The organism is Brevibacillus sp. B_LB10_24 (genome assembly GCF_046036945.1).
Lineage (GTDB): Bacteria > Bacillota > Bacilli > Brevibacillales > Brevibacillaceae > Brevibacillus_C.
In genome coordinates this window covers 1-20,898 of record NZ_JBJQOQ010000038.1, presented here as the reverse complement: position 1 = coordinate 20,898, position 20,898 = coordinate 1, and the positions used below count along the sequence as shown (strand labels likewise).

General features: G+C 50.9%; 20 protein-coding genes. 17 read left to right on the top strand and 3 right to left on the bottom strand.

The window, feature by feature from the left end; translation table 11 throughout:
* The first annotated feature begins 66 nt into the window (after positions 1-66).
* The gene (gene dinB / locus ACI7RC_RS23775) at positions 67-1,143 is read left to right on the top strand and encodes a DNA polymerase IV (protein WP_408110672.1); all 1,077 of its coding nucleotides are present in this window, start codon (positions 67-69) and stop codon (positions 1,141-1,143) included.
* 36 nt (positions 1,144-1,179) lie between these two features.
* The gene (locus tag ACI7RC_RS23770; RefSeq protein WP_408110671.1) at positions 1,180-1,518 is read left to right on the top strand and encodes a histidine triad nucleotide-binding protein; all 339 of its coding nucleotides are present in this window, start codon (positions 1,180-1,182) and stop codon (positions 1,516-1,518) included.
* 465 nt (positions 1,519-1,983) lie between these two features.
* Here the strand turns inward: ACI7RC_RS23770 and ACI7RC_RS23765 are convergent, their stop codons facing one another.
* Positions 1,984-2,235 carry a hypothetical protein gene (locus tag ACI7RC_RS23765; RefSeq protein ID WP_408110670.1) on the bottom strand — a complete coding sequence of 84 codons (252 nt, stop codon included), beginning with the start codon at positions 2,233-2,235 and terminating at the stop codon, positions 1,984-1,986.
* A gap of 272 nt (positions 2,236-2,507) precedes the next feature.
* Between ACI7RC_RS23765 and ACI7RC_RS23760 the strand changes: the two genes are divergently transcribed.
* From ACI7RC_RS23760 to ACI7RC_RS23730, 7 genes are all read left to right on the top strand, one after another.
* Positions 2,508-4,136 carry an ABC-F family ATP-binding cassette domain-containing protein gene (locus ACI7RC_RS23760; protein WP_408110669.1) on the top strand — a complete coding sequence of 543 codons (1,629 nt, stop codon included), beginning with the start codon at positions 2,508-2,510 and terminating at the stop codon, positions 4,134-4,136.
* 32 nt (positions 4,137-4,168) lie between these two features.
* Positions 4,169-5,269: a tRNA 2-thiouridine(34) synthase MnmA gene (gene mnmA / locus ACI7RC_RS23755; RefSeq protein WP_408110668.1), complete on the top strand. Its 1,101-nt coding sequence runs from the start codon at positions 4,169-4,171 to the stop codon at positions 5,267-5,269.
* 81 nt (positions 5,270-5,350) lie between these two features.
* A complete protein-coding gene (gene tlp / locus ACI7RC_RS23750; protein ID WP_408110667.1) occupies positions 5,351-5,566 on the top strand; it encodes a small acid-soluble spore protein Tlp in 216 nt (71 codons plus the stop codon).
* A gap of 210 nt (positions 5,567-5,776) precedes the next feature.
* Positions 5,777-6,103, top strand: coding sequence for a hypothetical protein (locus tag ACI7RC_RS23745; protein ID WP_408110666.1), 327 nt, complete (start codon positions 5,777-5,779; stop codon positions 6,101-6,103).
* A gap of 99 nt (positions 6,104-6,202) precedes the next feature.
* Positions 6,203-6,730, top strand: a complete 528-nt coding sequence (locus tag ACI7RC_RS23740; RefSeq protein WP_408110702.1) for an ACT domain-containing protein — start codon at positions 6,203-6,205, stop codon at positions 6,728-6,730.
* Between the two features lie 34 nt (positions 6,731-6,764).
* Complete coding sequence (locus ACI7RC_RS23735; protein ID WP_408110701.1) at positions 6,765-7,079, top strand: CDGSH iron-sulfur domain-containing protein; 315 nt, start codon at positions 6,765-6,767, stop codon at positions 7,077-7,079.
* Between the two features lie 39 nt (positions 7,080-7,118).
* Positions 7,119-7,841, top strand: coding sequence for an amino acid ABC transporter ATP-binding protein (locus ACI7RC_RS23730; RefSeq protein WP_408110665.1), 723 nt, complete (start codon positions 7,119-7,121; stop codon positions 7,839-7,841).
* 69 nt (positions 7,842-7,910) lie between these two features.
* Here the strand turns inward: ACI7RC_RS23730 and ACI7RC_RS23725 are convergent, their stop codons facing one another.
* Both ACI7RC_RS23725 and ACI7RC_RS23720 read right to left on the bottom strand, forming a co-directional pair.
* Complete coding sequence (locus tag ACI7RC_RS23725; RefSeq protein WP_408110664.1) at positions 7,911-9,419, bottom strand: sugar ABC transporter ATP-binding protein; 1,509 nt, start codon at positions 9,417-9,419, stop codon at positions 7,911-7,913.
* A gap of 14 nt (positions 9,420-9,433) precedes the next feature.
* Positions 9,434-10,213, bottom strand: coding sequence for a DeoR/GlpR family DNA-binding transcription regulator (locus tag ACI7RC_RS23720; protein ID WP_408110663.1), 780 nt, complete (start codon positions 10,211-10,213; stop codon positions 9,434-9,436).
* A 284-nt stretch (positions 10,214-10,497) separates the two neighbouring features.
* On the opposite strand from ACI7RC_RS23720, the gene ACI7RC_RS23715 reads away from it, so the two are divergent.
* The 8 genes from ACI7RC_RS23715 (at position 10,498) to ACI7RC_RS23680 (ending at position 20,858) form a co-directional block, all read left to right on the top strand.
* On the top strand, positions 10,498-11,967 hold the full coding sequence (locus tag ACI7RC_RS23715; RefSeq protein ID WP_408110700.1) for a sugar ABC transporter ATP-binding protein: 1,470 nt from the start codon (positions 10,498-10,500) through the stop codon (positions 11,965-11,967).
* 3 nt (positions 11,968-11,970) lie between these two features.
* Complete coding sequence (locus ACI7RC_RS23710) at positions 11,971-12,918, top strand: ABC transporter permease (protein WP_408110662.1); 948 nt, start codon at positions 11,971-11,973, stop codon at positions 12,916-12,918.
* Between the two features lie 76 nt (positions 12,919-12,994).
* The gene (locus tag ACI7RC_RS23705; RefSeq protein ID WP_408110661.1) at positions 12,995-13,987 is read left to right on the top strand and encodes a sugar ABC transporter substrate-binding protein; all 993 of its coding nucleotides are present in this window, start codon (positions 12,995-12,997) and stop codon (positions 13,985-13,987) included.
* A 57-nt stretch (positions 13,988-14,044) separates the two neighbouring features.
* A complete protein-coding gene (locus tag ACI7RC_RS23700) occupies positions 14,045-15,184 on the top strand; it encodes a nucleoside hydrolase (RefSeq protein ID WP_408110660.1) in 1,140 nt (379 codons plus the stop codon).
* 153 nt (positions 15,185-15,337) lie between these two features.
* Complete coding sequence (locus ACI7RC_RS23695; RefSeq protein ID WP_408110659.1) at positions 15,338-15,925, top strand: hypothetical protein; 588 nt, start codon at positions 15,338-15,340, stop codon at positions 15,923-15,925.
* Positions 15,926-16,267: 342 nt separating this feature from the next.
* Complete coding sequence (locus tag ACI7RC_RS23690; protein WP_408110658.1) at positions 16,268-17,467, top strand: tetratricopeptide repeat protein; 1,200 nt, start codon at positions 16,268-16,270, stop codon at positions 17,465-17,467.
* 40 nt (positions 17,468-17,507) lie between these two features.
* Entirely contained in the window at positions 17,508-19,493 is a 1,986-nt protein-coding gene (locus ACI7RC_RS23685; protein WP_408110657.1) for a hypothetical protein, read from the top strand.
* Between the two features lie 48 nt (positions 19,494-19,541).
* Positions 19,542-20,858, top strand: coding sequence for an AAA family ATPase (locus ACI7RC_RS23680; protein WP_408110656.1), 1,317 nt, complete (start codon positions 19,542-19,544; stop codon positions 20,856-20,858).
* The last annotated feature ends 40 nt before the right edge of the window (positions 20,859-20,898 follow it).

The window sequence follows — 20,898 nt, the reverse complement described above, 5'->3', positions numbered from 1 at the left end:
ACTTGCATTTTTGCGCTGAACAGTTGATAATACTGGTGAGGAGAATGTATGTTTGGGGGCTTCCCGATGAAGAAGTACCTGCACCTTGATTTGGACGCCTTCTTTGCCAGTGTTGAACAGCTGGATCACCCGGAACTGCGCGGCAAGCCGGTGATCGTCGGCGGTACCCGCCGCCGCGGCGTGGTGGCCACCTGCAGTTATGAAGCGCGGGCATACGGGGTAAGATCGGCGATGCCGGCTGCTCTGGCCCGGAAAAAATGCCCTCACGGGGTATTTTTGCCAGTGCGGTATGAGCGGTATCAGGAAAAGTCCGCCGAGATTCGCGCGATCTACACACAGTATACGCGTACATACCAAACCGTGGGTCTTGATGAGGCTTACCTGGATCTCACCGACTATCCCGACGCGATTCCCGTCGCCCGGGAGCTGAAGCGGCGGATCAAGGCGGAGACCGGGCTGACTTGCAGCATCGGCCTTTCCTACAACATGTCGCTGGCCAAGATCGGCAGCGATTTGAAAAAGCCGGACGCCTTCGTGGTCATCCGCCCGGAGCAGGCGCTGGACGTCCTCCGGGAACTGCCGATCGGCAGCCTGAACGGCGTAGGCAAGAAGTCGCAAGAGATGCTGGCATCGCGCGGGATTTACACCGTTGAGGACTTTTGGGCTTTGTCCCGGGAAGAGGTCGTCGGCTTGTTTGGCAAATACGGTCATACGCTATACGGCTTGGCACGCGGCGAAGATTCGCGGGATATCGTGATGAACCGGCCGGTCAAATCAGTCAGCAGGGAAACGACGCTGTCCGTCGACATCTACACGCGGGAGAGAGTGCTGGCGGCGGCTCGCAGCCTGCTCGTGAAAGTGCTGGAGGATGTGGAGGAGGAAGGTGTCCGGCCGAAGACCTTGATCCTGAAGATCAAGTACTCCGACTTCACCCAGCGCAGCAAGCGGCGCAAGACGGATGGTGACGTGAACTGGCAAAGGCTGCTGGAAGAGCTGGTCGACGCTTTCGACTACTCGGCAGGCGTGCGGCTCGTGGGAGTGGGGTTTTCCGATTTCGCCCCGCAGGGCCCAGACGAGGGCAGCCAACCGCGCTACGAGCAGCTCAGCTTTTCCTGGGAAAGCGCAAAAATAGACAAATTGTGATGATAAGCAGTCATGAATCGAAGGGAGAGATTGACGATGGATTGTATTTTTTGCAAAATCAGCAACAAAGAACTGCCGGCGAACATCGTGTACGAAGATGATCAGGTGATCGTCTTCCGCGACATTCAGCCCATCGCGCCGGAGCACGTGCTGGCCATCCCCAAGAAGCATATACCTTCTCTGATGGCCATTCAGCCGGAGGACAAGGAGTTGATCGGACATCTGCATCTCGTTCTGCAGAAGGTAGCCAAGGAGTTGGGGGTAGATGAGGACGGATTCCGGGTTGTGACCAACATTGGGCCGCACGGGCAGCAGACGGTCTTTCACCTGCACTATCATTTGATTGGCGGTCGTCAGTTGAATTGGAACATGTAAGCATATTTGAAACGGGAAACGCGAGGTAAAGTACCCCGCTTCCTCTTTGACGTTTGAGAACATTGTGGGTGGAGAAAGACAAAAATGGGCCCGCTTCGTTCGTGGCACGCCAGCGGGGANACATGTAAGCATATTTGAAACGGGAAACGCGAGGTAAAGTACCCCGCTTCCTCTTTGACGTTTGAGAACATTGTGGGTGGAGAAAGACAAAAATGGGCCCGCTTCGTTCGTGGCACGCCAGCGGGGAAGCTGGACTGGCCGTCTGCACTACAAAAAACGGCACGTCGACCAAAAAGGACTGTAGGCATCTCAACGTAGAATTTGGTCGACAAGCGTGTGCCGTTTTTTTTTCGTTCCGACTGGGTGGGCGTTGCCAAGGCCTGCGTTCGCTCCATTTTTTTCTTTCTGCCTGCACTTTATTCTCTTAGCAAGTATGTCCACGAAGCAGGACACGGCAACAGGACATCAGTCACTGTTGTCCTTGTGGATATCGTAAAGGCGAAGGAGTTCTAGGACCTCCTGCTGTTTTTCTGCTGGCAAGGTCTCGATTCGCCGGATGAACAGGGCCAGCATCTCGCGCTTTTCCTCGTCAGTCATTTCGCGGTTGACTAATTGAGGATAGCGCCTTTTTTGATACTGGCGATGCTTCATGTTGAGGGTTTGCGCTTCGGCAAAGATTTTCAGCAGCTTTCGCTCCAATAGGTCCAGAGAGGACATAGATCATCATCTCCATGGGAAAATCGGGAACGACTTTCGGGCTATAAGTGTAAAGTCTCCTCATTTCGCTTCTTTATAAAGTTGGACCCGTTGATAAAAATCTGGAGGGTCTCCTTCTATCATAATGCTTCATGCCTCCGAGTGCCAGATTGCACGACATTTTTTCAGCTTGGTCAGCACACTTTGGGCAGCCGCTTCCATTTCTCATACACAGAGAATCTGTTATAATAATCATTTAAGACAGAAATAAGGGTAAAAAGGAAGGTACACAAATGATAAGTACAAGTGGAGTTTCCCTGCAGTACGGGAAACGGGTGCTGTTTGAGGATGTTACCATCAAGTTTACGCCCGGCAATTGTTACGGGCTTATCGGGGCAAATGGAGCGGGGAAATCCACGTTTCTGAAAATACTTTCCGGAGAGATCGAACCGACCAAAGGGGAAGTCTTCATCACACCGGGCGAGCGCTTGGCCGTGCTCAAGCAAAACCACTTTGAATACGACGAGTTCCCGGTTTTGACCACCGTCATCATGGGGCACGGCAGGCTGTATGAGATCATGCAGGAAAAAGACGCCCTCTATTCGAAAGCTGATTTTTCCGAAGCGGACGGCATCAGAGCCTCAGAGTTGGAAGGGGAGTTCGAAGAGCTGAATGGCTGGCAGGCGGAAGCGGAAGCGGCGGAGCTCTTGATCGGGCTCGGTATTCCGACACAGCTTCACGACAAACAGATGAAAGACCTCAGCGGAAACGAAAAAGTGCGCGTGCTGCTGGCTCAGGCCCTGTTTGGCCGGCCAGGGGTCCTGCTTCTGGACGAGCCGACGAACCATCTGGATATCGAATCGATCAACTGGCTGGAGAACTTTCTCTACAACTTTGAGAGCACAGTGATCGTCGTCTCCCATGATCGTCACTTTCTCAACCAGGTTTGTACCCATATCGCGGACATCGACTTTGGCAAAATTCAGCTCTACGTCGGCAACTACGATTTCTGGTACGAGTCCAGCCAACTGGCGCTGCAGCTAGCCAAAGATTCAAATAAGAAAAAAGAGGAGAAAATAAAGGAGTTGGAGCGTTTTATCCAGCGCTTCAGCGCCAACGCCTCCAAGTCCAGACAGGCCACCTCGCGGAAAAAGCAGTTGGAAAAACTGACGCTCGAAGACATCAAGCCGTCTTCCCGCCGCTATCCGTACATCAATTTCAAACCGGACCGGGAAGCGGGCAAGCAGATTTTGACGATCGAGCAGCTCAGCAAGACGATCGACGGCGAAAAGGTTCTCGACAACATCAGTTTTACGGTCAACAAAGGAGACAAGATCGCCTTCGTCGGACCGGATGGGTTGGCGAAGACCACGCTGTTTCGGATCATCATGAATGAACTGGCAGCAGACAGCGGAGAGTTCAGTTGGGGGGTCACTACCACGCAGGCGTATTTCCCCAAGGACAACTCTGCCTATTTCGATACGGATCTGTCACTGGTCGATTGGCTGCGGCAGTACTCCAAAGAGCAGGATGAGACCTTTGTGCGCGGGTTTTTAGGGCGGATGCTGTTCTCCGGCGAAGAGGCCTTGAAGAAGTCCAATGTCTTGTCCGGAGGAGAAAAGGTGCGCTGCATGATGGCAAAGATGATGCTTACGGGAGCCAATGTGCTGCTGCTGGACGAACCGACCAACCACCTGGATCTGGAGTCGATTACGGCTCTAAACAACGGGCTGTCCGAGTTTACCGGCACGCTCTTGTTCGTCTCGCACGACCATCAGCTGATCCAGACCGTGGCCACCCGGATTATTGAAATCACTCCGTCCGGCCTGATCGATAAGGAAATGAACTACGACGATTATTTGGCAAACGAAGAGGTGCAAAAGCAGCGTCAGCTGATGTACGGCGCTACGTCTACAAACTGACGCCAGACGTTTCGTGAAAGAGGGAAAGACACATGAAGAAATCACCAGCAGAAACGCGCGTGATCGTCGGGATGTCAGGTGGTGTAGACTCGTCTGTGACGGCTTTGCTCTTAAAAGAGCAGGGGTACGATGTAGTCGGGATTTTCATGAAAAACTGGGATGATACAGACGAGTTCGGCCACTGTACAGCCGAAGAAGACTTTCAAGATGTAAGGCGGGTATGCGATCAAATCGGCATCCCGTACTATACGGTCAACTTTGAGAAAGAGTACATGGACAAGGTGTTTACCTACTTTCTCGACGAGTACCGCCGGGGGCGCACGCCCAATCCCGACGTCATGTGCAACCGGGAAATCAAGTTCGGCGAACTCTTGTCCAAAGTGCTGAAGCTGGGGGGCGACTACATCGCGACCGGCCATTACGCCCGCGTGGAAAATGAGGGCGGGGTGTACAAGCTGCTCCGCGGCGTGGACCAAAACAAGGATCAAACCTATTTTCTCAACGCCTTGAATCAGGATCAGCTTTCCAAGACGATGTTCCCGATCGGCCATCTGCCCAAGCAGCAGGTGCGGGAAATCGCGGAACGGGCCGGTCTTGCTACGGCAAAAAAGAAAGACAGCACGGGAATTTGCTTCATCGGCGAGCGCAATTTCCGCGAGTTTTTGCAGCACTACCTGCCTGCCCAGCCCGGCGTGATCAAAACGGTGGACGGACAGGAGATCGGCCGCCACGACGGCTTGATGTACTACACGCTGGGTCAGCGGCAGGGACTTGGCATCGGCGGGATCGGCAGCGGGGAACCGTGGTTTGTCGTCGACAAAGATCTGGAGAAGAACGAACTGATCGTCGCCCAAGGAGCCTCCCACCCCCGCTTGTTTTCTACCAGTCTGGTCGCGACAGGTGTCAACTGGATCAGCGGAAATGCCCCGCAAGCGGAGTTTCACTGCACGGCAAAGTTCCGCTACCGCCAGCCTGATCAAGGGGTCACGGTGCGCCCCCTGGACGGCGACCGCGCGGAAGTGCTGTTCGATCAGCCGCAAAAAGCGGTCACACCAGGGCAAGCCGTCGTCTTTTACGACGGGGAGGTCTGCCTGGGCGGAGGAACGATCGATCAGGTAGTAAAAAGCGCATAAGCCTCTTTCACATAAAAATTCCTCGCTATGCACAAAATGTAAGGGTAGCAAGGAATTTGAAATGACAGGAGTGAAGAGGACATGGCAAAACCGGATGATCGATCTGACAACGTGGAAAAACTGCAGGAAATGGTCCAAAATACGATGGAAAACATGCGTGAAGCGCGTGATTATCTGAAGGCTCACGGGGAAGAGATGTCCCAAGCGGATAAAGCCGATATCGAGGCGAAAAATCAGCGCCGCGAAGAGAGCGTCGAAGGCTTTCGCGAGGAGATCAGGGACGAAGCGAACCAATAGTCAGGGAAAAGGCGGGGAAGGAGACTTCTCTGCTTTTTTATACTTAAGGATAATTTAATTTCGCTAACGCATTAAATGAGGAAAGAATAAGAAAAACGAAGGCTTTCGCTATTTGACTTGGCGATAAGCCAAGTTTTTCTAATTGCACTGTGGTAGAATAGAATTAGTTTTTGTCATTTCAGGAGTAATAGTTAAAGGATGGAGAGAGCCTTGGATCCAACAAAAAAATCAAAGCTAATCATTTTGACTTTTCTCGGTCTTGCAATCATTTTCGGCCTCATCGCTTACTTTGGGATGAAAAACAGCGCGAAGGCGCAAGTGGAGCTGATCCATCAAGAGATTGCCGCACGCGGCGGGACTGTGACCAAGATCGAAGTGATGCCGCCGGATGAGAGTCCGTTTCCGACGGCGGGAAAGGGCAACACGATTTTTAAGATTGACTACGAAAAATCCGGCCAGAGCCACATCGCCTGGTATTGCTCGATCAACGACTCCTCGATCATCAGAGAACAGGAGCAGTGGAAGTTTGACGAATGATTTGCTGGAACGGGCAGGGAAGTTCATCGTATAATAAAGGAGGCGTCACCTGCCCGGTGAGGGCATGCCAAAGTGACACAGGAGGTGCGAGTGCTGGCTATGACGGATTACGCGGGGCTGCGCTCCTTGGCTGGATTGATTCACCGTTTTGAGCCTGCTTTGGATGGAGCTGTACTGACGATCCTAGCCGCCGAGCAGCGTCAAGAGATTACCCGGCTGCTGCTCGATGGACTCACCGATGTGACTCCCCGGCCGGACATAAAAGTGGAGGCCAGTTCTGGCGAGTACGCGAGTCACATCGCCGTGCTTCGGATCGGCAATCGTAAATATACATTTGCAAAAGATTACCGGGAAACGTTCATCGGCGAAATCGGTGAATACGCATGCCGGATCACCCCGGACGCCGATGGGGTACTGGTGTACCACATCGATTATCCCGGAGTCGTCCGGGACGTGTCCCGGATACTCGCCGAGTACATGATCAACATCTCCAAACTGAACGTATCGCGCGAGCAGAAGGGGAAAGATGCATTATTGGTCTCCCTGACAGACGAAGGAATTCCACCTGAAGTTATTGCGAAAATCGATCAACTGCCGAACGTGACCAAGGTGATTTCTCTGCGGTAAAAAGAGCTATCCGATCGGGATGGCTTTTTCTGTGATGAGCATTTTGTTTCGCCAGGCAGGAGATGATCGAGGAAAGGGGAACTGCATCATGGCCATGTACGACAAGAAACGGCCCTATCTCTTCTGTGAGCTGCCCGGCGTCAAAACGTATTGCTGCTGCGGTCTGTCGGAAGAACCTCCGTACTGCGACGGTTCCCATAATGGAAAACACGTAAAGCGCCGGCCGTATATCACCAAAGTGGACAAGCCGAAGCGAGTGGCACTGTGCGGCTGCGGTCAGTCAAAACAGCTGCCCTACTGCGACGGCACGCACGAACAGCTGGCCGGCAGGCCGGCAGGCAAAGAGTAGAGGTGCGCAAGAAAAGGCGGAAAGGACGTTGGCTAACCCATGATCGAAGTAAAAAATTTAAAGAAGTCTTTTGACAATCTCGAGGTACTGAAGGATATCAGCGTGACCGTCGCCCAGCAGGAAGTGATCTGTGTCATCGGTCCGTCCGGCTCGGGGAAGAGCACGTTCTTGCGCTGCCTGAACCTGTTGGAAGAGCCTACTTCCGGAACGATCCTGATCGAAGGCGAAAACATCCTGGACAAGCAGGCGAATATCAACAAGCTGCGGCAGAAGGTAGGCATGGTCTTTCAGCAGTTTAACCTGTTTCCCCATATGACCGTGCTGGAAAACATCATGCTCGGCCCAGTCAAACTGCGCGGCAAATCCCAGCAAGAAGCGGAAGCGCTTGGCATGCAGCTGCTCCGCAAGGTAGGTCTGGCCGAAAAAGCGAACGTCTATCCGGCAAGCTTGTCCGGCGGCCAGCAGCAGCGGGTGGCTATCGCCCGTGCGCTGGCGATGGAGCCGCATGTGATGCTGTTTGACGAGCCAACTTCTGCCCTTGACCCGGAAACAGTCGGGGAAGTGCTGCAGGTCATGAAGGATCTGGCGGCGGAAGGCATGACGATGGTGATTGTCACCCATGAGATGGGCTTTGCCCGCGAAGTAGCCGACCGCGTCATTTTTATGGACGGGGGATACATCGTCGAGGAGGGGCAGCCTGAACAGATATTCAAAAATCCGCAGAACGAGCGGACAAAAGCGTTCCTCTCCAAGGTGTTGTAAGGGGAAAGGTAAAGGTGCCTGCGCATGAAAATAAACCACACAGCCTTTTGCTGGCTGTGTGGTTTATTGTTACGTCCCCCCGGAAGCGAAGTAAATGATTTGTTCATTGGTAGCGATGCTCCCGTCCAATTCTTTGACGATCATGCCATTGTGCATGACGAGAATGCGATCGCACATGCCGACGATTTCCGATAAGTCTGAGGAGATAAAGATAATTCCTTTGCCATTGCGGACAAGTTCGTTCATGATATTGAAAACTTCAACCTTGCTGGGAATATCGATGCTTTTTGTGGGTTCGTCCAGGAGAAAGATATCGCTGTTGGAAAAAAGCCACCTGGCGAGCAGCACCTTCTGTTGATTTCCGCCGCTTAATTGGCGAATCGGCTGTCTGGGCGAAAACCACTTGACGGCCAGCTTCCTCAGGTATGTATGAATGCGGTTACTTTCGTATTTTTTATCGATAAGAAAGCGAAGAACTTCGTTTTCTACACCTTGCAGGTGAGAGATAGAAGTATTTCCGATAATATCCAGCTTCGGGATTAATCCGCTCAAATTACGATCTTCGGGTACAAAGGCAATTCCGTGTTTGACCGCGTCTTGCGGTGTGGACAAGTCAACTTGTCTGCCTTTTATCTGTACAGAGCCTTCATATGGGCCGTTTGCCCCAAACAACGTTTTTAGCAATGTCGTTCTGCCGGACCCGACCAACCCGGCAATGCCGATAATTTCTCCCCGATGCAAGGTAAAGGATATGTCTTTGATGATGCCTTGATGATGCAGCCCTTTCACCCTTAGAATCTCACTTTGTTTGGGGACGGGAAGTTTGGGATACCGTCGTTTGAAGTTCTTCCCGGCCATCGCATGAAGAATATCGTGGCTGCCTATCTCATCTGTGGAAGTGATGACCTTGGCAATCTCTCCGTCATTAATGATGGCAACGCGGTCCGCAATTTGATACATGTCCTGAATATTGTGAGTAATAAAAATAACGGAAATTCCCTCTTTCTTGATTTGCCGCAGCGTGTGAAAGAGCTTCTGAACGTCCAGTTCGGAAAGGGAATTTGTCGGTTCATCCATTATAATGATTTTCGTATTTTGCGACATCGTCTTTAAAATGGCAACAAGCTGTTGGTCTCCTCTGCCCAGTTCCCTCACTTTTTTTCTGACGTCCAAGGCATAGCCATAAGAATCGCAGAGTGTTTGCGTGTGCCTGTAAAGCGCAGGCCAATCAATTGTCGAGAACCGCTTCATTGGATACTGGTGAAAGAAGAGGTTTTCCGCTACCGTCAAATTATCAAAAAGGTGAAGCTCTTGATAAATGACGCTGATCCCGTGTTTGATGGCTTCCTGAGGATTTTGAATGGTTACTTTTTGGCCATCGATGTAGATATCGCCGCTGTCAGCCGGTATGGCACCGGAAATGATGTTTGTCAAAGTGGATTTTCCCGCACCGTTTTTTCCGAGAAGAGCAAGAATCTCTCCTTTATTGAGCGAAAGGCAGACATCTTTCAAGGCAACCTGATTATGGTACACCTTGCGTATATTCCTTACTTCGAGCAGAGGATGTGAAGATTCCAAGGGTTTCTCCCCCCTTAGTCCAGTCGATAAGTAGTGTATATGGGAATATCGTGCTCAAAAAAGTATTGAATGTACTCCTCAGGTACTGATTCATCAGAGATGACCTTATCAGCTGACAGCAAGTCGCCCAACGGGGAAAAAGCGATTTTATTAAATTTGGTATGGTCAGCTACGATGATCAGTTCATTGCTGGATTTGGCAATAGCAGCAGCGATTGCCGCATCATTGGAGTCGTGAACGGTAAAACCTCTTTTCTGGCTGATTCCCCCAACTCCGATGAACGCTTTGTCTACATAGATTCCTCCTATCTCATCCAATACCTGTTGGCCCACGACAGATTGGGTAAAGGCATCCGCCCGAACGTCACCGCCGGTTAGTACCACGCGAATCGTAGGAACAACGGAAAGCTCAACTGCAACACTGATGTTGTTGGTAACAACAGTAAGGTTCTTCCTGTCTTTGATATGTTTAGCAATTTGCAGACAGGTGGAGCCGGCGCCAATAAAGACAGCTTCATTGTTCGCGATCATTTGCGCGGCAATGATGCCAATCATTTGTTTGTTTTCGAATTCAGGAATTTCCACTAGATTTTGGGGGATGTCCAGGGGACTCAGTTCGTTTAGTACAGCCCCCCCATGTATCTTCGTCAAAAAGCCCTCGTTCTCCAACTTCTCCAAGTCCTTCCGGATCGTCACTTCAGAGACAGAGAAAATCTGGCTGAGGTGTGAGACATCCACCTTTTTATATTCCAGCAGGATTTTCTTTATTTTCTTTATTCTTTCGGCAGCAAACATTTTATCACCTAATTTTAAACATGATCGAAACCGTGCCGAACTCCCATATAGATGAGATGAATAGCTATTATTCATTATAATTTTAAAAGAATCATTTCACAATAAGCCCGATAACGATTTGAAAAACAAAGCATTCGTAACTTTAATAGGTTATATTTCTTTTTTAATGGTTGCTTTTTGTTACGTATTAACTTAATATAAAATCAATCGAAACTAATCGAAATATTCCGTTTCGATTTGCAGTGCTGGGAGGTGGGAAATTGGAAGAGAAGTACCTGCTGAGGATGGAGAACATCTGCAAATCGTTTCCAGGGGTTCAAGCCCTGGATCATGTCAGTTTTACCTTGAAGAAAGGCGAGGTTCACTGTTTGTTGGGAGAAAACGGAGCGGGCAAATCTACGTTAATCAAAATATTGAGCGGCGCTCAAAAAAAGGACGATGGGGAAATTTACCTGCAGGATGAAGAGGTCGAAATCCATAACGCCCTTGATTCCCGGCGGCTCGGGATCAGCACCATTTATCAGGAAATGAATCTGATCCCGGCTATGACGGTAGCTGAAAATGTCTTTTTTGGAGAAGAACTGACCCGCAGTCTGCCAATCGTCGACTTCCCGTTAATGGAAAAACAGACGCGAGAAATTTTACAGAAGATGAAAGTCCAAATCGATCCCGGAAGCCTGGTGAAAAATTTAAGTACGGCTCAGCAACAAATGGTCGAAATTGCCCGTTCCTTAATCAAGAAACGTCAAATCATTATCATGGATGAGCCAACCTCGTCGATTTCCGAAAAAGACGCGGCTGAATTGTTCAGAATCATCAAGGAATTAAAGCGGGAAGGGGTGGCGATTATCTACATATCACACCGGCTGCATGAATTTAAGGAGATCGTTGACCGCGTCACCATCTTGCGTGATGGGCAGTACGTGGACACTGTCCGCATGGAAGATGTCACAACAGAGGAATTGATCAACAAGATGGTAGGGCGGAAGATAGACAGGCAGCGTGGAACCGCCAATCGAACTGTCGAAGAGACCGTATTGAGGGTGGAAGCGCTAACTTATAGGCAGTTGGTGAAAAATGTCAGCTTCGAATTAAAAAGAGGGGAGATCATCGGTTTTGCCGGTCTGGTGGGTTCTGGGAGAACCGAACTGATGAAAACGATTTTTGGCGCATACCGGCCCGATGACGGATCGTTATTCCTGAACGGAAAGCCGATCCGGATAGGCTCTCCTAAAGACGCGGTAAGGCATGGCATCGGCTATTTAAGCGAGGATCGAAAAAGAGAGGGGTTGGTGCTTGAAAGCGGCATTGAAAAGAATATCACGTTGGCCAATTTGAAAGCGGTCTCAAAAGCGTTTCTGCTCCATTTGGCCAAGGAAAAAGAGGTTGCTGTGCAGCAGATGAAGACCTTGCAAATCGCAGCCAGCTCTTATGACAAAAAAGTAAAGCTGTTGAGCGGAGGAAACCAGCAGAAGGTGGTTATCGCCAAGTGGCTGCTTACAGACTGTAACATTCTCATCTTTGACGAGCCTACCCGGGGGATTGACGTGGGAGCGAGGGAAGAAATTTATCAGCTCATCGAGAATCTCGCTTCATCGGGAAAAAGCATCATCGTCGTTTCTTCCGATCTTCCGGAAGTGCTGCGTGTCAGCAACCGAATTATCGTCATGAACGAAGGCAGGATCACAGGAGAGTTCATCAACGATGGACGCTTAACACAAGAGCAAATCATGTCAGTTATGGTTGGGGGATAAGTGATGCTTCAGAAGATTTCTGACAGGCTGGGTATCGGTGTGGCGATCATCGTCCTGTTTCTTTTGCTTTCATTTTCCAGCCCGTACTTTTTAGATGTTACCAATCTGATGAATATTCTTTTGCAGGTTTCGATTTCATCTATTTTGGCCGTTGGCATGACCTTTGTGATCATTACTGCCGGGATCGACTTGTCGGTCGGGCCTTTGACGGCACTAAGCAGCGTTATCCTGGGTCTAACGCTAAGCTCGGGATGGGGTGTTGGGCTCCCGTTGGTATTTTGTATTTTGATGGGAGCCGTACTGGGTTTGATTAACGGCGTGATCATCGCTAAATTCAGGGTACCTGCCTTTATTGCCACTTTAGGCATGATGAGCATTGCCAGAGGTACCGCTCTTTACATAACGAATGGCCAAACGATCCACATGTTTCCAGAAACATTCGTAACGATTAGCGCAGGATCGATCGGGTTCATACCGCTGCCAGTCATATACGCCTTGGCAGTAGCCATCATCGCCAGTTTTATTCTGAACTACACCAAGTTTGGCAGGTATGTGTATGCATTGGGCGGCAATAAGGAAGCCGTCCGCTTATCGGGAATCAACACCATGAAGATCGAAATCTGGGTGTACGTGATATCCGGCATCTGCAGCGGACTGGGAGCCATCATCCTGGCAGGCCGCTTGAACGCTGCTCAGCCGATTGCCGGGGTAGGGTATGAACTTGATGCGATTGCGGCCGTGATCATCGGCGGAACAAGTCTGTCCGGTGGAGAAGGCAAGATCAGCGGTACCATCATGGGAGCCATTTTAATCGGCATGTTAAAGAACGGGTTAAACCTGTTGAACGTGTCTCCGTTTTTACAGCAGATCATCATTGGAGCGGTGATCATCGGAGCCGTCTTTTACGACCAGTTCCGTCGAGCCAAAAAAGATCTGGCAGGTAATAACTAACAGCACGGGCCCGCTGTTATTTATTAGATAAAGTTTTATTCTATCTTATCTATTCTTTTTTCGAGGGGGAGAAAGCATGATCAATTCGAAACGCCTGTTCCAGGCAATCGCAGGAATCTTCCTGCTGGCTTCACTTGCAGCCGGATGCAGTACCACTCAAACCGCACCGAATGCCGGCACCTCTGAAGGAGGATCGCAACCGCAGGGAAAAAAACAACTGCAGGTGGCACTCGTCATGAAGACGTTAAGCAACCCTTTCTTCATCGCCATGGAGGAGGGGGCAAAAAAGGCGGAAAGTGAATTTGGGATCAAGCTCTATGCCCAGGCTGCCCAGGAGGAGACCTCGGTGGAACAACAGATTGCCATCGTCGAAGACATGATCGCGAAAAAAATGGATGCCATCGTCATCGCCCCAAGCGCTTCAAAAGAAATTGTCCCCGTCCTGAAAAAGGCACAAGACGCCGGGATTACAGTTGTGAACATCGATAACCAGGTAGACCCGGAAACGGCAAAAGCTGCAGGACTGCGGGTTCCCTATGTCGGCGCCAGCAACTTAGATGGGGGGTACATGGCGGGCAAGTATCTCGCTGAGCAGCTGAATGGCAAAGGGAAGGTTGCGATTATCGAAGGGATTCAAGGCGTCGACAACGCCGAAAATCGAAAAGCCGGCGCTATGAAGGCATTTAGTGAATACAGCGGCATCGAAGTGGTGGCTTCCCAATCGGCCAACTGGAAGACAGAAGAAGCGCTTAACGTGATGACCAATATATTGCAAGCCAATCCCGAACTGGATGGCGTATTTGCCGCCAATGACATGATGGCCTTTGGAGCGGTTCAGGCGATTGCTGCCGTTGGCAAGACGGATCGGATCAAAGTGGCGGCCTACGACGCCCTTGATCAGGCGAAGCAGTACATCAAAGAAGGCAAGATGATCTCCACGATCGATCAACGACCCGATGAAATGGGGTACTATGGCGTCAAATACGCTCTCGATTTAATCAACGGCAAAGAGGTTCAGGATGAGTACATGGTGGAATTAATCAATATCACGAAGGAGAATGTTAAATAAAAGCTGTATAAATGGAATTAATTTACAATATCTGGTCAAAAAAGAGGAGGAGTCTGAATGAAGCGTTTCAAATTTGTCCTATTGTTTACAATGGCTGTTCTCCTGTTAGTCACTCTTGGCATGCCTGCAGGCAACAACGGGTTGATCCCGACAGCAAGCGCTGCAGACAAGAAAGAGAAAGTCATTATTGATGCAGATATGGGACAGCTAAACGATGATGCCTATGTGATGTATATGCTCGCCAATTCGGATCATGTAGACGTGCTGGGAGTCACCACCGTAGCCGGCAATACCTGGGTAGAAGAAGGTACCGCATACGCCCTGCGGCAGCTGGAGTTGATTGGCCGTAAGGATATCCCCGTCGTGATGGGTGCGGGAGAGGCATTAATGGGCAATCGCATGGGCCATCTGGATGCGGAAGAGAAATTATACGGAAATACCGAGTATATGGGTTCATACAGCCGCCCTCGCCCTGCATCCTATTTGCAATTGGCAAAAGAACCGTACGGCGGTTATCCAAAAACCAAACCGCTGGATACGACTGCAGTCGATTTTATTGTGGATCAAGTGAAGAAAAATCCGAACGAGGTCACGATCTTTGCCCTGGGCCCTGCCACGAATCTGGCTTTGGCTGTGAAAAAGAATCCGGAAATCGTGCCGATGGTCAAACAGGTAATCTACATGGGAGGAGCGATCGATATCCCCGGCAATACGACCCCTGCTGCCGAGTTTAACTGGTGGTATGATCCGGAATCGATCAAGATTGCGCTCCGCACGCCTTTTAAGCGGCAAATTGTCGTTCCCAATGATATCGCTGAAAAGTTCTCCTTTAATAAGAAAATCTATGACCGAATCGTAAGTCATCCGGAAACGCCGATCGTCAAACAGTTTAAAGATTTGAAAGGACCTCAGTTCCAAAATAATCCGCAAGCGACCAGTTATGTATGGGATGCCATCACGGCAGCTGTTTTCCTCGATCCAAAAATTATCACAAAAATGGAAAAAAGGTATATCGACATTGATACCAATTACGGGCCAAACTACGGACGCGCTATCGGGTATCACGAGTCCCGCCGCCGCGACTTTACTCATCCGGAAAATTTCCCGGCAGGTACGCAGCTAGTGGATATTGTGTTTGATATTGACCAAGAGGCATTCTGGGATATCGCTATCGGGCTGTTGACAAAGAAGAAGTGATTTGGAAAAAACGCCTTGCATTCGCTGCAGGGCGTTTTTATGATAGCCTATGACCAATGAAGGTCGGGCCGATCCGTCGTCTCCACCCGGCAAATAACCCCAGGGATTTTTTTCATGTTATACTATAGAGACGAACGAAAGGAGTCTCTGCCAGTGAAGTATCTCTTTGTCGTATTTTTGCTTTTCATGACATTTGTCACCGGATGCCAAGGGAATGAACTCAGTGCCGGTCCCGCGGAAAATCACCAGCCGAAATCGCTGCAAGAGGCCGTGCAGGAGAGCGGAGTGCCAAATATTCTCCATACGGTTGAGCGGGATCAGTACGCCTTTTCTTTCGCCCATTCGCAAGAAGATTCAAAGCAGGACTTGAAGCTGCTTCATTTTTTCCATGACGAAGAGGGGTGGCATTACCAGGGTAATTCAGGTTTTGGAGTTGCGGATGCTGTGCCCGTCACCTACGGGGCAGCTACCTGGATCACGAACAAATACCAGGCCCAAGGGGAAAATACATATGCATCGGTACATTTAGGTCAGGTACTGGACACGAATATCGAAAAAGTGGTTTTGACGCTTGGCCAAAAGACGCATGAGGCGAAACTAGTAAATGAGGACGGGTTCACGCTGTGGTATGTCGCGATTGACGACAGCGGAGAAGGTGACCAGCACGGTTCGGTTGCCGCATACGGACGGGACGGGGAATTGATCTTTCAGTCTCCGTCTGCGCAGAGCAACAAGTTGTGAAGGCTGGATTTGAAAAAGGGAGTTGCGGGCCGGTCGCAATTAATGGAGAAATTAGATGACATAATAAATGTTATGTTATCTAATCTCAACGATTGCGAGTGAATGTGTGTTTTAGATCACCATTTTGATTCTCGCCACCGCTTTATTTGGCAGCGTGTTTTCACCGCTCGAATGCTAAACGACGCGGTGTTTTTCTTTTTTCGACATTTCGATTTTTCAAAATGGGAGAAGTTGGTGTAAAATAGATTCTGGGGATTTCACCCAATAGATGGTTTTCTTGGCATACGTAGAAGGAGAATGCCTACCTTTTTATATCGGCAGGAGAAGGATGAATCATAAGACATGAACAATACGACTGAAGTAGATCAAACGGACTTGCGGGAACAAATGTATGAAAGGCTTTACGGATTGTACAACAGAGCGAAGTATGAGGAGGCGATCGCGAGCTCGTACGAACTGCTGCGGGAGAATCCGCAGGATGCGGTGGTGTTGTATCTGCAGGCGATGGCGTATCGCCGTCTCAAGCAGTATGAAGAAGCAGAGGAAAGCGCACGACAAATCCTTGCCGCCTACCCGGATATGGCAGCCGGTCTGGATGTGATGGGTCAAATTTGCAGTGATAAGGACGAGTTTGATCAGGCAGCCGTTTTTTTTGAGCGGTGTATCGAAAGGGAACCGGAATCCCCCTCCTACCGTTACAGTCTGGCGAGTGCGCTATATAATGGCCTGGACAGGAATCGGGCAACGGGAAGACTGTGGTCCCGGAATGAGATACAGCCGGCGTATTTGTCACGCGTGAACCGGGCGATCGAGATGCTCCATGAGGCGAATCGCCTTCAGCCCGATGATCCGCAGCAATACAGGCTGCTGGGTTTATGCTTTGATGCGCTGGGCAAACCGGCGGAAGCTCTTGAACACCTGAAAACAGCCATCGTTCTCGATTCTGCGCAAGCCGGAATTCATGCCAATCTGGCGTTCCTTTATATGAGATACGGTGACCTGCGTTCCGCCAAATCCCATTCCGAACAAGCGCTTATGCTTGATCCACACCTGGAGGAGGGGTTGAACGCACAGCAAACGCTTGACGCATACCAGCAGAATCCAAAAGAGTACTACCGTCTTTTGAAAAATTATTGGAAGCAGCTCTGCTCGGTCTATCCGGAAGATCCTGCAAATTGGCTCACAGCGATTCAGCTCCAATTGGAATTCGGCATTGATCGGCCGATCAAGGAGCTCAAGGCGTATTTGCAGCTCAAGCCCGAGGACCTGGAAATGCAGGTGACGTACGGAAAAATGTTGTACGAGGAGAAGCGTTATTTGGCGGCCGTGCGTCATTTTCGCGAGTTGGAGCGGCTGTTCCCGGATAATGCCGCGATCCAATCCTGGCTGGAAACACTCTCCCGGATCGGCAAAAGCAAGCTGTATACAACACCCATCTGGAAAGGGCTGTACCGCTGCCTGATTCACTATCCATACCTGCTTCTGATTCTTTTGCTTGGCATTATCTTTGCCATTTTTGGTTTGTTCAAAAAGCGGCAATAGTGCAAAAAACGATTTCGGTGTGAGAGGGGTCGCAGAGTCTTTGGAATATGCAACGACATTCGTGCAGGCGTTAAGCGAGGCCTGCTCAGCTTATAAAGGAGAAAAATGCTATATTGACGAAATCCCGCAGAAAATAGAATCCCGGCTGCGGCAAAAATTTGAGGTGCCGGAGGAAGCGCGGTTGATCGCCTTTTTCGATGGTACGGTTTTCGGTTACGGGAAGGACGGCATTGTCGTTACGACAAGAGGTATTTACTGGAAAGCACTTTGGTCCAAGATGTTCCTCCCCTGGTCTAAACTGGCAAAAATCACTGCGATTCAAATTCAGAAAGGTGATCTGAAACTGGATTCGGTTTTCGAATTCAGTTTGGCGTCGTGCCCTTTGTCCGGAGACCAGTTGGCAGCCTTGGTAACGGAACTGCGGGATGTGGCACAGAAATTTGCCCTGCTAGAAGACCAGGGGAATCAGGGGAGTGCCGGGCGTAACGAGGAGACGTTGGGACAAGCGCTGCTTCGCGTCTGCAGCACCTATCTCCGGAACAAAGTCTACGCTCATCCGATTCCCGAAGAGATGTTGGAGAAGGTTCGCTCCCACTGCAATATCCCGCAGGATGATCCGGTTTTGGTCTATTTTGACTTTACCATGATCGGCAAAGGCCGGGGAGGCATCGCGTTCACTGAGGAGGGACTGTACTGGAAGGCCTTCTCGGGATCCTTTGTTTCCTGGACGAACCTTGAGCCTCCGAACAAGTGGAGTTCCGATGCAGGGACACTTCGTTTTTCCAATAATGAGATCCCGCTTTTGGGCAGTCCGTTGAAGGTTTTCGAATGGATTGATTTGCTGCAGGAGATATCCGAACTGCCGCAGGTCGTCTTACTGCGAGAGGAAATCGGGTCGACGGATGATGGACCCGGCCTAAAAGCCGATACAACTGTTGAGAGCACGTTGGATCAAGCTCTCTTGAGGATCCTTCAGCCGTACGGCGGTGCCGGCATCTATAAGAAAACGCTGCCCGGTCCGATTCACGAGCGGATTCGCGAGCATTTTGACATGGCGGCGGAATGCAGCGTCTGGGCGTATTTCGATTTTACGAATTTCGGCAAAGGAAAGGAAGGGATCGTGTTCACCGATCAAGGGCTTTACTGGAGGGTGTATGGGAGCGGCAAGGCGTTTATCCCCTGGTACCGCATCCGCCAAGCCGAAGTGGCGTTTGTGCCTGATCAGAGTGCGGTGTTTCTGGACTCCGTTGAAAAGTATTCCATACTCGGGAGCCCGATCAGCGGGGAAGAATGGATCGATTTGTTGGAGAAGGTAAAGGCGCTGCCTCACCTGGCCGAATTCGATACGCCCATCCTGGCCAGCTACCCTGACGAGTCATATCCGCTTTTGGACGAGGAATTTATCGAGGCGGTTTGCCGGGCACATGCTTTTTTTGACAAACTAAGCGACTACGAACGTCCTCCCGAACAGATAGCGCTCATTCGTCAAGCCTGCCAAATTCCAGACCCGGAACAACTGGTGGCGTTTCATGAGACGGCGCAGGGGAGTCAGGGGCCGTTCGGTGTGGCCATAACGGGCCGGGCAGTGTGCATCCACAATGCGTCGCACTCTTGCAAAAGAGCCAGAGTCATCCTCCCTTTGGCCGGATTGGCCGAGTTGAACCTGATTCTTCGCGACAAGTCGCTTTATCTGGGGGGAGAGGAAATTTTCCACAGGGGGGACGCGGCTTCGCTTCATGCTCTATTAGCCGATCTGCAGGTGTACGCCGAATCGATCCATGCGGCAGAAAATCCGGTTGAATATCCGTATGATCCCTCCTATGCCGCCTCCTGGCATGCACCCGTACAGATTGTGGACGAGGAGCGGTGGATCGTCGCGGTTGGGGGGATGCTGCAGGGCGTTTACAGCACCTCGGAACTCAAGTGGGTTGCGGAAACAGCGCAATTAGATCCCTGGCAAACCCGCCTCTGGAAAAAGGGATTGCCGGCGTGGGTTTCGGCCAAGACGGCTGGTCTCGTAGAGTAACAAGCATTTGCTAAACCATTCTTCGATATGAGAAAGGATACGGAACAGATGGACAGGCTCACTTTTTTGAAACGAATGGCGCTGGAGCATACGGGCGATGCAGAAGCCTTGTACTGGTTGGCCAAAGAATACGCGGAGCGCGGGCAGTGGGTGGATGCCATCGGACAATTCAGCGCCGCTCTCGCCGTCTGTACCGATGACGTGCTCCGCATCGCATTGATAGACGGCATCGCATTAGCGACCGCACGGCTGCAGCAAGGCGGTGACCAAGCCGCCGAACAGCCTGCGTCGGGCGATCACGGGACGTATGACGAGGACGTGGAATTCCCAGATGATGACGAAGCAGATGAAGAAGATATTGCCGAAGATGACGGAGATGACGGAGATGACGATGAAACCGAGGCGGACCCTAACGATCGTTCTGCCGTCTTCGCCAGATCGGCCGTCGGGCTGCAGGTGCTGGATGGCGGAAAATCCGCCGTGCCGCCCCGTCCGAGCTCCCTTGAGAAAGTAACGTTTGCAGATGTAGCCGGCCTAAAGGAGCTCAAAAAGACGATTCAACTGCGGATTATCAGTCCTTTTCAGAACCAGGGGCTGTTCTCCAAATTTCGCAAAAAGGCGGGCGGGGGCGTGCTGATGTACGGTCCGCCGGGCTGCGGCAAAACGTTTATGGCGAAGGCGACGGCAGGGGAGTGCCGGGCGACGTTCATCCCCATCCATATTACCGATATTCTGGACAAATACATCGGCGTAAGCGAACAGAATCTGAGCGATCTATTCGACAAGGCGAGGGCCCATAAACCCAGCATTATGTTTTTCGACGAGATCGATACGATCGGCTTCAACCGTTCCAAGTCTTCTTCCAGCATGCGGGGGATGATCGATACCTTCCTCACCGAGATGGAAGGTGTCGATACAGACACGGATCAGGTGCTGGTCATCGGCGCCACCAACATGCCGTGGGACGTCGATGACGCGCTCAAGCGTCCCGGCCGGTTCGACCGGCTCGTGTTCGTCGCACCTCCGGACGAGGAAGCGAGAGAGCACATGTTTCGCCTGAAGCTTGCGGGCCGCTACATCGAGAACATCGACACCAAGCTGCTCGCGGGCAGAACGGAATTTTTCTCTGGAGCGGATATTGAAAACCTGTGCGAAAGGGCGGCCGAACGGGTCCTCGGCGAGATACTCGAAACCGGCTCCGAGCGTCCGATGCGCATGGCTGATTTCGAAGCGCTGCTGGAAGAAGTGCGGCCTTCCACACTGGAGTGGCTGCGCAAAGCAAAAAACTACGTCAAGTACGCCAACCAGTCAGGGGTCTACAACGATGTGGAGGATTACCTGAGGAGATACGGCCGGCGGATTTAACTTCCCTCCGAAAGAAGTCTCCCACTTCTAAACGTAAAGG